This is a genomic window from Psychroflexus halocasei, assembly GCF_900107595.1.
In the GTDB taxonomy this organism is placed as follows: domain Bacteria; phylum Bacteroidota; class Bacteroidia; order Flavobacteriales; family Flavobacteriaceae; genus Psychroflexus; species Psychroflexus halocasei.
Window position 1 is genome coordinate 308,605 of the sequence record NZ_FNQF01000002.1, and the last position, 13,402, is coordinate 322,006.

At 33.5% G+C, this 13,402-nt stretch carries 12 protein-coding genes; 11 read left to right on the plus strand and 1 reads right to left on the minus strand.

The window, feature by feature from the left end:
- Positions 1 to 40 precede the first annotated feature (40 nt).
- The 10 genes from fbaA to BLV84_RS03505 all read left to right on the plus strand — a co-directional run bounded on the left by fbaA (position 41) and on the right by BLV84_RS03505 (position 9,384).
- Positions 41 to 1,108 carry a class II fructose-bisphosphate aldolase gene (gene fbaA / locus BLV84_RS03460; RefSeq protein WP_093239570.1) on the plus strand — a complete coding sequence of 356 codons (1,068 nt, stop codon included), beginning with the start codon at positions 41 to 43 and terminating at the stop codon, positions 1,106 to 1,108.
- A 14-nt stretch (positions 1,109 to 1,122) separates the two neighbouring features.
- On the plus strand, positions 1,123 to 1,980 hold the full coding sequence (gene accD, locus BLV84_RS03465; RefSeq protein WP_093239573.1) for an acetyl-CoA carboxylase, carboxyltransferase subunit beta: 858 nt from the start codon (positions 1,123 to 1,125) through the stop codon (positions 1,978 to 1,980).
- 95 nt (positions 1,981 to 2,075) lie between these two features.
- Positions 2,076 to 2,345: a 30S ribosomal protein S15 gene (rpsO, locus tag BLV84_RS03470; RefSeq protein ID WP_093239575.1), complete on the plus strand. Its 270-nt coding sequence runs from the start codon at positions 2,076 to 2,078 to the stop codon at positions 2,343 to 2,345.
- 119 nt (positions 2,346 to 2,464) lie between these two features.
- Positions 2,465 to 4,618, plus strand: a complete 2,154-nt coding sequence (locus BLV84_RS03475) for a polyribonucleotide nucleotidyltransferase (RefSeq protein ID WP_093239578.1) — start codon at positions 2,465 to 2,467, stop codon at positions 4,616 to 4,618.
- A 251-nt stretch (positions 4,619 to 4,869) separates the two neighbouring features.
- Positions 4,870 to 5,673 (plus strand): pyrroline-5-carboxylate reductase, encoded by an 804-nt coding sequence (proC, locus tag BLV84_RS03480; RefSeq protein WP_093239581.1) that lies wholly within the window; start codon positions 4,870 to 4,872, stop codon positions 5,671 to 5,673.
- 20 nt (positions 5,674 to 5,693) lie between these two features.
- Positions 5,694 to 6,464, plus strand: a complete 771-nt coding sequence (gene proB / locus BLV84_RS03485) for a glutamate 5-kinase (RefSeq protein ID WP_093239584.1) — start codon at positions 5,694 to 5,696, stop codon at positions 6,462 to 6,464.
- A 5-nt stretch (positions 6,465 to 6,469) separates the two neighbouring features.
- Positions 6,470 to 7,669 carry a glutamate-5-semialdehyde dehydrogenase gene (locus BLV84_RS03490; RefSeq protein ID WP_093239587.1) on the plus strand — a complete coding sequence of 400 codons (1,200 nt, stop codon included), beginning with the start codon at positions 6,470 to 6,472 and terminating at the stop codon, positions 7,667 to 7,669.
- Between the two features lie 152 nt (positions 7,670 to 7,821).
- A complete protein-coding gene (locus BLV84_RS03495) occupies positions 7,822 to 8,685 on the plus strand; it encodes a sigma-70 family RNA polymerase sigma factor (RefSeq protein WP_093239590.1) in 864 nt (287 codons plus the stop codon).
- A 151-nt stretch (positions 8,686 to 8,836) separates the two neighbouring features.
- Complete coding sequence (locus BLV84_RS03500; protein WP_093239593.1) at positions 8,837 to 9,079, plus strand: hypothetical protein; 243 nt, start codon at positions 8,837 to 8,839, stop codon at positions 9,077 to 9,079.
- A complete protein-coding gene (locus BLV84_RS03505) occupies positions 9,070 to 9,384 on the plus strand; it encodes a type II toxin-antitoxin system RelE/ParE family toxin (protein ID WP_093239596.1) in 315 nt (104 codons plus the stop codon). The genes BLV84_RS03500 and BLV84_RS03505 overlap by 10 nt, the downstream gene beginning before the upstream one ends.
- A gap of 128 nt (positions 9,385 to 9,512) precedes the next feature.
- Here BLV84_RS03505 and BLV84_RS03510 read toward each other — a convergent pair whose 3' ends face one another.
- On the minus strand, positions 9,513 to 12,560 hold the full coding sequence (locus tag BLV84_RS03510) for a tetratricopeptide repeat protein (RefSeq protein WP_200796251.1): 3,048 nt from the start codon (positions 12,558 to 12,560) through the stop codon (positions 9,513 to 9,515).
- 146 nt (positions 12,561 to 12,706) lie between these two features.
- Between BLV84_RS03510 and BLV84_RS03515 the strand changes: the two genes are divergently transcribed.
- Positions 12,707 to 13,399 (plus strand): cell division ATP-binding protein FtsE, encoded by a 693-nt coding sequence (locus BLV84_RS03515; RefSeq protein ID WP_093239599.1) that lies wholly within the window; start codon positions 12,707 to 12,709, stop codon positions 13,397 to 13,399.
- The last annotated feature ends 3 nt before the right edge of the window (positions 13,400 to 13,402 follow it).

Here is a 13,402-nt window from a genome sequence, read left to right on the forward strand (position 1 = left end):
AGTTATATTTTTTTACTTTTACACTTTAAAACAATTTACTATGGCTCACAACATTAAACCAGGAGTTGCAACAGGTTATCAAGTTCAAGAAATTTTTAACCACGCAAAAGAAAATAATTACGCTATACCCGCTGTCAATGTCGTAGGGTCAAACACCATCAATGCAGTTTTAGAAACAGCTGCTGAATTAAATTCACCAGTTATCATCCAATTCTCTAATGGAGGTGCACAATTTAACGCTGGAAAAGGTCTTTCAAATGAAAATCAAAAATCAGCTGTTTTAGGTGCTGTATCTGGCGCAAAACACATACATGAATTAGCGGAAGCTTATGGAGCAACCGTTATTTTGCACACAGATCACTGTGCAAAAAAATTACTTCCTTGGATAGACGGCTTATTAGATGAAGGTGAAAAATTTTATAAGATTCATGGAAAGCCTCTCTATAGCTCACACATGATTGACCTATCTGAAGAGCCAATTGAAGAAAACATCGAAATCTGCAAAACTTACTTAGGCAGAATGAAAGAGATGGGAATGACACTTGAGATTGAATTAGGAATCACAGGTGGAGAAGAAGATGGCGTTGACAATACAGATGTTGATTCTTCAAAACTATACACACAACCTGAAGAAGTTGCTTACGCTTATGAAGAGTTGAGTAAAATTTCTGATCAATTTACAATTGCAGCTGCATTTGGAAATGTTCATGGTGTTTATAAACCAGGAAATGTGAAGTTGACTCCGAAAATTTTAAAAAATTCACAGGAATATATCACTAAAAAATATAAGGTAGAAGAAAATCATATTGACTTCGTTTTCCATGGTGGAAGTGGTTCAACTGAAGAAGAAATCAAAGAAGCAATTGGTTACGGCGTTATCAAAATGAATATTGATACAGATTTACAGTATGCATTTACTGAAGGTATCAGAGATTACATGAAAGACAAAGCTGGATACGTAGCATCACAAATCGGTAACCCAGATGGTGATGATTTACCAAATAAGAAATACTACGATCCAAGAAAATGGTTAAGAGAAGGCGAAAAAACGTTTGTAACACGTTTGAAAAAAGCCTTTGATGATCTTAATAACATCAACACTTTATAAAAAAGCATTCAACAATGGCTTGGTTTAAAAGAAAGAAAAAAGGAATTCGCACAGCGACTGAGGACAAAAAAGATGTCCCAAAAGGTTTATGGTACAAATCCCCTACAGGGAAAATAATTGATCATGAACAACTTGCTGCAAATTTCTATGTAAGTCCTGAAGATGACTACCACGTTAGAATTGGCAGTAACGAATATTTCGAAATACTCTTTGATGATAACAAATACAAAGAATTAAATGAAAAAATAACTTCAAAAGATCCTTTAAAATTTGAAGACACAAAGAAATATAAAGATAGGTTAGCTGCAGTTCAAGATAAGACAAAATTGAATGATGCGATAAGAACTGCTGTCGGAAAGTCTAAAAAAACTGACATACTCGTTTGTGCTATGGATTTTCAATTCATCGGTGGTTCAATGGGATCAGTCGTCGGAGAAAAAATAGCACGTGCAATTGATTATGCGATTGAGCATAAATTGCCTGTCGTTATTATCTCTAAATCAGGTGGAGCAAGAATGATGGAAGCTGCATTATCATTAATGCAACTTGCCAAAACATCAGTTAAGCTTGCACAATTAGCAAAATCTAAATTACCTTATATTTCACTTTGTACCGATCCAACAACAGGCGGAACAACGGCTTCATTTGCAATGTTAGGTGATATTAATATATCTGAACCAGGCGCACTCATTGGTTTTGCGGGACCTCGTGTTGTAAAAGATACAACTGGAAAAGATTTACCTGAAGGTTTTCAATCAGCTGAGTTCTTACAAGAACATGGATTTTTAGACTTTATTTCTCATAGAAAAAATCTAAAAGACAAAATCAATCTTTATATTGATTTAATCATGAATAAAAAAGTTAGAACATAACTTGTGTAACGCTATGCTAATTAGAAAATAAAGCATAATTTTGCAGCTTGATAGAAAATCTATCATTACATAATAACTATTGAAATAATATTGGCATGTATTTATCACAAGAAGAAAAAGGCAAATTATTTGCTGAGTTTGGTAAAAACGAAAAAGACACAGGATCAGCAGAAGGTCAAATCGCTTTAATGACAAAGCGTATTGCATATATCTCTGACCACTTGAAAACGAACCGTAAAGATTACAACTCTGAACGTTCACTAGTAAAACTTGTAGGTAAGCGTAGAAACTTACTTGATTATCTGAAAAATAAAGATATTTTACGATATAGAGAGATCGTCAAAACTTTAGGATTAAGAAAATAAAAATTATCAAGGGGCATTTTGCCCCTTTTTTAATATATTGCCTCTCCCATTTTTTGAATTGTTTCTATAAAGTTTATTAGACTCTGCACACACAACACATTAATCTATAAATTTTAGCTATGATTCCAAAAACATTTAAAGAGGTTATCGATCTTGGCAATGGCAAGACGATTTCACTTGAAACAGGTAAGCTTGCAAAGCAGGCTCACGGATCTGTTGTCGTAAGAATGGGAGATGCAATGTTACTTTGTACTGTTGTTTCTTCACACAAACCAAGCACAATGGATTTCTTTCCATTGACTGTTGATTATCGAGAAAAATTTGCTGCAGCTGGTAAATACCCAGGTGGTTTCCTCAAAAGAGAAGCCCGCCCAAGCAATGATGAAATTTTAGTCATGCGTCTTGTTGATAGAGCTCTTAGACCGCTTTTCCCTAGCGATTACCGTTATGAAACGCAGGTCATGATTCAATTAATGTCACATGACGAAAACGTTATGCCTGATGCTCTTGCTGGTCTTGCTGCCTCTACCGCTATCCAATTATCTGACATTCCTTTTGAATACCCTATTTCTGAAACTCGTGTTGCACGTATAAATGGTGAATTTGTCATTAACCCGAGCCGTGCTGAAATCGAAGAAGCTGATTTAGACATGATTGTTGGAGCTTCAGAAGACAGTGTTTCAATGGTTGAAGGAGAAATGGATGAAGTTTCTGAGGAAGAAATGACAGAAGCTATCAAATTTGCTCATGAAGCGATCAAAATTCAATGTCAAGCTCAACGCAGGCTTGCAGAAGCAGTTGGTAAAAAAGAAACAAGAGCTTACGAAACAACTGGAAAAGACGAAGAACTTGAAGCAAAGATTCTTGATGCTGCATACCAGAAATGCTATGATATTGCCAAGGAAAGCTTAGGAAAGCACGAGCGTACTGAAAAGTTTGGTGAAATTAAAGAAGAAATCAAAGGTTTATTCACTGAAGAAGAACTTGAAGAATACGGCAAACTCGTTGGTAAATATTTCGACTCAGCTCAAAAAAAAGCTGTTCGTGACTTAACATTAAAAGAGAAAGTAAGACTTGATGGACGTCAACTTGACGAAATCAGACCAATTTGGTGTGAAACTGATTACTTACCATCAACACATGGTTCATCAATCTTTACACGTGGTGAAACACAAGCTTTAGCGACTGTCACTTTAGGGACATCTCGTGAAGCAAATATGATTGATACTCCGACAAATAGTGGTGAAGAAACTTTTTACCTTCATTACAACTTCCCTCCTTTCTGTACAGGTGAAGCTTATCCAATTAGAGGAACTTCGCGCCGTGAGATTGGACATGGAAACCTTGCGCAACGCGCACTTAAAGGAATGATTCCTGAAGATTGTCCTTACACTGTGAGAGTTGTTTCTGAAGTTTTAGAATCTAATGGTTCTTCTTCAATGGCAACAGTTTGTTCTGGAACAATGGCATTAATGGATGCAGGTATTCAATTAAAGCAACCTGTGTCAGGAATTGCAATGGGATTGATCACGGATGGTGAAGATTACGCTGTCTTGTCTGATATTCTTGGTGATGAAGATCACTTAGGAGATATGGATTTCAAAGTGACTGGTACTGAAAAGGGTATCACAGCTTGCCAAATGGATATTAAAGTTAAAGGTTTATCTCACGAGATTTTAATCAATGCTTTAAAACAAGCGCGTGAAGGACGTTTACACATTTTAAACAAATTGACCGAAACAATCGCTCAACCGAACGCAGATGTTAAAGCGCATGCACCAAAAATTATTACACGCACAATTCCTGGAGATTATATCGGTGCATTAATTGGCCCTGGTGGAAAGAATATTCAAGAATTACAAAAAGCTTCAGAAACAACAATTGTTATTAATGAAGTTGATGAGCAAGGCGTCGTTGAAATTTTAGGAACAAACCAAGAAGGCATTGATATGGTTCTTCAGAAACTTGATGCGATGCTATTCAAGCCAGAAAAAGGATCTGTTTACGAAGTTAAAGTAATAAAGATACTTGATTTTGGAGCTGTTGTAGAATATGTTGAAGCTCCAGGAAATGAAGTCTTACTTCACATTTCTGAACTTGCTTGGGAACGTACAAACAACGTGACTGATATCGTAAACCTCGGTGATATTATCGATGTTAAATACTTTGGTGTTGATCCACGTACACGTAAAGAAAAAGTTTCAAGAAAAGCGCTTATCAAAAAGCCTGAAAACTTTAAAAAACCTGAACGTAAAAACGATAATAAAAAATAATTGTCTATTTATTTAGATTTTAATAAAAGCCTCGAAAATTCGAGGCTTTTTTATACGCCATATTTGCAGAACTGACATAATTTCAGACTTATATGTTAATATTAAATCAAATAATTTAACATTAACTCAATAAATTAAGAAAATTCATAAATTTACTAATGATTTGATGTATTACTCAGTTCAAAAACTTATTCCAGCATAGAACTTGCACTTAATGTGACAAATAATTTTAATAATTAAAAAAACTAAACATGAAAGTTTTAGTAATTGGCGCAGGCAACATGGGCTTAACTTATTCAGAAGGAATGGCTAAGTCGCCTTTGCTCAACCGAAAAAATTTAATGATTCACGATGTGTCAGCCGATACTATCGCAACCCTTAAAGAAATTTCTTATTTCGATGTTTATGAAAAACTCGAAGATTGTCTTCCAAAAGCAGATATCGTATTTATAGGCGTAAAACCTTATCACGCTGATGAGCTTTTCGAAAGAATGAAACCAATGCTTAATAAAAATCAAATCTTTGTTTCATTGATGGCAGGTGTCACTATTGAAAGCATGGTCAATGGTTTGGGCATGCCAAAAGTTGTGAGAACTATGCCAAACTTACCTGCTAAAGTGGGTAAAGGCGTGACATCTTATACAGAGTCAAAAGACGTCTCTCGTGTCGAGCTTCTTATGGTTAGAAATTTATTGGATACAACTGGAGAATCCATACACGTTGATAATGAAGATTTCATTAATAAATCAACAGGAATTTCAGGAAGCGGTCCTGCATACATATTCTACTTCATGCAATCAATGCTTGAAGCTGCTCAAAAAATGGGCTTCTCTGATAATGACTCTAAAATATTAGTCTCAAACACATTTGAAGGTGCCGTTCAGCTCTTTAATGAATCAGATTTATCTCCTGAAACATGGATGAATCGAGTTGCATCTAAAGGAGGAACAACTAGAGCTGCTCTTGATTCTATGGATGATAACAATGTTAATCAATTGATTAAGGATGCTGCTTACGCTGCTTTTAACAGAGCTGTTGAATTAGGTGAATCATAAAAAAGAACCAAACAATTATTATGCATAAAAAAAGAATAGTCGTTAAAGTTGGAACCAATGTCATGACTAACATGAACAATAGAATTGTAGGTCCAATTCTAAAAAATCTTGTCCGTCAAATTGCTTACCTTTATGAGCGTGATATCATCACAATACTCGTTTCATCAGGCTCAGCAATTGCAGGTAAAGAGGTTTTAGGTTCGTGTTTAGCCGAAGACAAATCAACTCGAAGACAAATATATTCATCTGTAGGTCAACCAAGAATGATGAGACATTATTATGAAATGTTTCATGATTTTGGTATGCGCTGTGGTCAAGTTTTGGCAACAAAACGTGATTTTGCACCAGGCAGATATCGTGAGAATATGATTAACTGCTATGAAGGTTTACTCTCTGAAGGAATTATTCCGATTGCAAATGAAGATGATGCTGTATCATTATCAATGTCTATGTTTTCAGATAATGATGAACTTGCCAGCCTAGTTGCTCAACTTGTTAATGCTGATAGCTTAATTATGCTTACAGACATTGACGGACTTTACACTGGCCATCCTGATGATAAGAACACGAAGTTATTACATGAAGTAAAAGTTCATGATGACGTTGAGAAATATGTTCAAGAAAATGAAAAAGGCGAAGGTGAAGGTCGTGGTGGAATGCAATCTAAATTAAAAATTGCAAAAGATACTGCTAGTAAAAATATACCGACATACATCGCTAATGGAAAAGAAGAAAATGTCATTATTGACATTGTAGAAGGAAAAAAATTAGGAACTAAATTTACAATTTAAAAAACATGAAACTTTTAGATACTAAAACAAAAAATAACGTCTTGGCATCTATGATGAATATTATAGATAAAAAGAGAAAAGACATTATTGCTGAAAATAAAAAGGATCTTGATGCATTCCAAAGAGATGATCAAGCACTTTATGATAGACTTGTCGTTGACGACAAAAAAGTTGACGAAATGATTCAAGCGATTAAAGAAGTCAAAGATCAAGAGGATCCTGTTGGGAAAGATATTTCTGAAAGAACACTCGATAGCGGTTTGAAAATCGTCAATAAAACAGATCCATTTGGAACAATCATGATTATTTATGAATCTCGACCAGATGTGACGATTGAAGCTGCTGTTCTTGCATTTAAAGCTAACAATAAAATTCTTTTAAAAGGTGGTAAAGAAGCAAATCATTCTAATATCATTCTTGAAAAATGTTGGCATGAAGCACTTGAAGAAAATAATCTTTCTAAAGATTGGATTAAACTTCTTCATATGAAGCGTGATGAAACTCAGGAATTTCTTAGAAATCCATCAGAAAAATTAGATTTAATCGTTCCGAGAGGTGGCGAGAGATTGATTGATTTTGTGAAACAACACGCAAAATGTGCTGTTTTAATTAGTGGTCGTGGTAATAACTTTTTATATGTATCAAAACAAGCAGATTGGGATATTGCTAAAAAAGTGATTATCAATGCTAAAACCGATAAAATTTCAGGGTGTAATGCTTTAGATAAAGTATATATCGATGCTAATTTAGATGGTTTTGATGAAAAGATAAAAGACCTTTATGAAACTCTAAAGTCACACAAAGTTGAAACTGTTATTGATGATAATCTGAGTTCAATTTTAAGTGAAGCAGAAGTCGTGAAAGGTGAAGATGTTTGGTATGAAGAATTTTTAGCTATGAAAATATTATTAGCTAAAGTTGATAATTTCGACCAAGCTGTTGATAAAATCAATAAATATTCAGGTGGACATTCATCAGTTATTATTACCAAAGATGATGATGAAGCCATGGCATTTATGCAACAAATAGATAGTGCTGCTGTTTATCAGAATGCTTCAACAAGATTTACAGATGGTGGACAAATGGGTGTTGGTGCTGAACTCGCAATTTCAACTGATAAATTGCATCACCGTGGACCATTAGGCCTAAAGCAACTTGTCACAAACAAATATTATGTATTTGGTAATGGTCATATCAGATCTTAATCTATAAATAATTTATTTCTTAAGATATTGTAGAAGCGAGGTTTATATTAGCCTCGCTTTTATTTTTTAAAAAAATAAAGATTTCTTGTAACATAATGAGAAGATCGTTCGTAAAATATAAAACACTAAACCCATAATTCAGTTTTTGTTTAATGAGACAACTTAAAATTACAAAGCAGGTAACAAATCGTGAAACAGCTTCACTTGATAAGTACTTACAAGAAATTGGTAAAGTCGATTTGATTACAGCAGAAGAAGAAGTAGAATTAGCACAACGCATCAAGGCTGGTGATGACTTGGCTTTAGAGAAACTGACTAAGGCAAACTTGAGGTTCGTTGTATCTGTTTCTAAACAATACCAAAATCAAGGTTTAACATTACCCGATTTAATTAATGAAGGAAATTTAGGCTTGATTAAAGCTGCTAAAAGATTTGATGAAACACGTGGATTTAAGTTTATCTCATATGCTGTATGGTGGATTAGACAATCCATATTATCGGCATTAGCAGAGCAATCTCGTGTGGTTAGACTTCCATTGAACAAGATTGGATCGATCAATAAGATCAACAAAACTTTTGCATTTTTAGAGCAACAACATCAACGTCCACCAAGTCCTGCTGAAATAGCAAAAGAACTTGACATGACGGAAAGTGATGTTAAAGAATCTCTTAAAAACTCTGGTCGACATATTTCAATGGATGCACCTTTAAAAGAAGGAGAAGATTCAAACTTATATGATGTTTTAAACCTTGGAGAATCTCCAAATCCTGATAAAGAACTTATTCAGGAGTCTTTACAAAATGAGATTGAAAGATCTCTTGAAACATTAACGCAGCGTGAAGCTGATGTGATTCGTTTATTTTTTGGCTTGGGCAACCAACAGCCGATGACACTTGAAGAAATCGGCCAAACATTTGGATTGACTCGTGAAAGAGTTCGCCAAATTAAAGAAAAAGGCGTGAGAAGATTAAGACATACTTCGCGTAGCACAATCTTGAAAAAATATCTTGGATAAGAAATCTTCAGAGTAATACACAAAAAATCCCGCCATTAAGCGGGATTTTTTATTTATGTGCTAACTGGTAAAAAGCTGTAAAAAATCGACAAGACGAGAAAAATAATAACTGAATTGATAATTTTGTACCTTTGATAAAAAGATAATTATAATGGATCTAGAAGCAAGAAAAATATCATTTGTTCAAGAGTTTTTAAGATTGCAAAACGAAGAAATCATTAGCGGACTTGAAGAGCTATTACGTAAAAGAAAGGCTGAATTGATTGAAAACAACTTCAAACCAATGACAATGGAAAAATATAATGCTGAAATTGATCAAGCGATGGAGGATTCTAAAAATGGACGAATGATAAAAGCTACTGATTTAAAAGCTAAAATCCAAAAATGGAGTTAGAAGTTTATTGGTTAGAACTTGCTGAAAATAAACTAGAAGACATTTATGGCTATTATTCAACACAAGCGAGCAAAAGGGTTGCTGAAAAATTAATCAATGGAATAGTAGACACAACTATCGGAATTGAAAAACAGCCAGAAATTGGACAAATTGAAATTAGTTTAAATCATAGAAAACAAGAATTTAGATATCTTGTTTTTAAAAATTATAAAATAGTTTATTGGATTAATTATGATTCTAAGCGCATTGAAATCGTAAATGTGTTTGACACAAGACAAAATCCTGAAAAAATTAATGAGTTATAAACTTAAGTCGTGTATAATTTATGGCTGGTTCTCGCCTAATTTTGACAATTCTCCCAGATTTTCTTAAGTTTTAATTTACTAATTTTAGTACATAAAAACACCACTAATCATACACAGACATTTTGTATTTAATCCTCTGTTTCTTCAACAGATGGGTTATCTTCAACTTTAATTGAAGAATTCGTTTTTGCTTCTTCAGCTTTAATTTCATTTAATTTTTGTTGTGCCTCTTCAGCCAAATCAGGAAATTGATCACTAAAGTTTTTAATGATATTTTCAAGAATATAACTCGCCTGATAAGCATCATCTAATTGATGATAGTTTTTTGCCATTAAATAAAAAGCTTTGACAGCATAAGTTCTGTAACGAGAATAATTTTTAGTAATATCTTCTACAACTTTATTTGACTCTTGATACAAACCATCTTCATGTTTAAAGTAAGCGCTATAATAAAGCGCTTCCGCTTTTAAACGACCTGATGCCAACTTCTCAACTTCGCTGTAAGCTTCTTTAGCTTTGGCTTCATTTTCTAACTTAATTGCTGATCTTGCTGTAAATATGTGTGCATCAGCTTTTGCATCTTGATCAACGTCATTTAAACCTAAAATCAAATCTGCATAACGAATCGTTTCTTGATACTGTTTTTGTTCATACAAGGCTTTCATTAAGTTAGATTGTGCAAAAACAATATTTTGCGTAAAGTTTGCTTCTTTTTCGAGACGCTTTAATGTTTCTGTTGCTAATTTATAATCTTCTTGAGTTAGATAAATTTGAGATAATTTACGCAAAGCTTCTTCTGTAAACTCACTACTCCCCGCCTCTACAACATTTTTATAATATTGAATTGACTCATCTTTCTGACCTTCATCAAAAAGAAGTTGTGCTAAATAAAAATTCGCATTTAAAGAATTTAAACCATTAGGAAATTGAACAAGATATTTTTTGAAGCCTTTGATTGCTGCGTTTGTTTCATTTTCTAAAAACTTATTTTCTGCAGCTTCATAAGTTGCCATGTCGATATCAGAATCTTCGACATCTACAAAATCAAGGTTTTTAACCCAAGTCGCGTAAACTTCTGTTTGACCCAAATCTATATAAATTAACCTCACTGTTTGAACAGCTTGTCTCGCTTCCTTAGAGTTTGGATATTCATCAACCAATCGTTTTAAATCTTTTAAAGCTGCTTGGTAATTTTCTCTGTTGTAATTGATTAAACCTTGTTTTGATAAAGATCTTGCGTAATAAGGACTTTTAGGATAGTTCTTTATTAGTCTTTGGTAATATGATATCGCTTTTTCTTCTTCAGAAACGCTAGAATAAGTATTTGCCAAATGATAAAGTGCATCATCGTAATAAATTGATTTTGGATATTTCTTTAAAAAGCTCTTTAATTCTTCAATTTTACGGTCATTTTTATCCACAAAACCATAACTGTAAGCTTTCTGGAAAAACGCATAATCACTTCTGTAGGCATTCATCGCAATCGCTTTATTGTAAGACTCCATCGCTGGCCAATAACTTCCTTCAGCAAAATAAGAATCGCCCAACCTCACATAAGCATCATATTTAGTTGCGTTAGAGTTTACTTTCTTTGCAAAATCATCAAAAGCTTCAGCAGCTAAATTGTATTTCTTTAGTTTGAAATAAGTATACGCGATATTGTAATCAATTTTGTCATATATATCACTCAGTTGAGAAGCTGACTCCATTTGCTTAAACTCTTTATAACCGATCAAAGCCTCGTTATAGTTGTTAAATAAATAATCAACTTCAGCATTCCAAAAAGTTGCTCGTGCTATCAATTCTTGATCGATACGTTGAGATAAAGATTTCTGAAACATTTCTTGTGCTCTCTTATATTCATTGGCTTTGTAAAGCTCAATCGCATATAAATAAGTCACTTTCTGGTAAGCCTTTTTATCATCAAAAGAATTATTTCCTTCCAACATTTGGACAGCTTGGTCATACTGTTTTGAAGTGATATATGAATCGATTAAAAGCTCACCGATTTGATCAGCTTCTTCTGATGTTGGATAAGCTTTTAAGTAGTTCTGAAGAACTTTTGGAACTGGTAGATAATTATTTCCAATTTCATAACTCAGTTTAGCATAATTCAGCATTGCATCCTTTTTGATTTTTTTATCAAAATCCATTTCAGATGCATTCTTAAAAGCATTTAAAGCTTGGGTTTTCTTCTCCACTTTCAAGTAAGATTTTGCCAAGTGGTAGTACGCATTTTGGGCAACAAAATCATTACCATCTATAATTTTATTAAATTCAGAAATCGCATTGTCATATTCTTGCGCTTTGAAATAAGCGAAACCTAGCTGGTAATAATCTGTGTTATTCCATTTACCGCGCTCTCCTCTATATTCCTTCAGGTATGGAATGGCTTCATTATATTGTTCTAAATTAAAATAACTTTCACCAATAATTTTATTGAGTTGTGAACGCTCCATTGCGTTTGATCTGTCAAGTTGTTCTTTTCCTTGAGCAATTGCCTTTTCAAATTTTCCCAATTTGAAATTCATATCACTTTGAAAGTATGACATATTTCTGCCACTTACTCCATCTCTTTTAGCTTGGTCAAACATTTCATTGGCATCTTCATAGTTATCGCTTTCATAAGCCATATAGCCTATGTAATATTTTGCTTGAGCTCCATATTTTTGAGAATTTCTCACTCTTTCAAAATAAGATTGTGATAGTTCAGGGTAATTTGTTTTAAATAATGTGTAGGCGTAATTAAAGTAAAATTCATCTTGGTTCTGATAATTCAAAATTGATTGATCAACTTTATCATACCAATTTTTGGCATCGCGGTAATTACTGTTTTCAAAATAAAAATTACCAACGCTTAAATAGGCAATTTTTCGTTTGTTACTTTGCGGAAAATCTCTCACAAAATCTTCCATCAATCGGTCACCGCCAGCATTATCTAAACGTACAGCTGAACTCGCTTTGTAATATGCTAAATTAGAAGCTAAAAGGCCATGATCATCAGTTGGTTCAATTTTATTAAACTCTTGTAAAGCGGCAGCATATTGTTGATTGGCGTATAATGTCATGCCTTTTTGGTAAGTGCCTAATTCATTGGTGTAAGTTTCAGTTTGTTGAGCTGAAACAAATGAACCTGCAAACATTAAACTCAAAGCAATTTTATGTGAAAATTTCATTTTTTACGATTTTAAAATACCAAAGATAAAATTATGTAGTTATAACGTCAACAATGCCAAATAAATTATAAATGATTCATGGAGTTTTGATTTTTGACTCTGTAAATAAATAGTATCTTTAAGGCTTCAAAACACTCATATCATCTATGTCAGACGTTATTTTAGAGCTCAGCAAAGCTAGCATTTACCAACGCGAGAACCTCATTTTAAGCGAAGTCAATGTGAGTATCAATAAAGGAGAATTTGTATATCTCATCGGTAAAACGGGAACAGGGAAAAGTAGTTTCATGAAAACACTTTACGGTGACATCCCTTTGAAAGATGGTGTCGGACACATTGTTGACTACGATTTAAGAAAGCTAAAAACAAAAGAAATTCCACATTTACGTCGTAAACTTGGTGTTGTATTTCAAGATTTTAAACTGCTAAATGATAGAAATGTTCAAGAAAATTTAAAGTTTGTTTTAAAAGCAACTGGCTGGAAAGACAAAACAAAAATGGAACATAAAATTGATGAAGTTTTACAGAAAGTTGATATGAAAACGAAAAGTTTTAAATACCCATATCAACTTTCAGGTGGTGAGCAGCAACGTATTGCCATTGCGCGAGCTTTACTTAACGACCCTGAACTTATATTGGCAGATGAGCCAACAGGAAATCTAGATCCGCAAACATCTATTGAGGTGATGGAAGTTTTACAGCAGATCAACAAAAACGGAAATACAATCTTAATGGCAACACATGATTACGCCTTATTGCTAAAATACCCTTCAAAAACCTTAAAATGTGATGGACAAAAAGTCTTTGAAGTCGTCCAAAAAAATACTAAATCAACATAAACA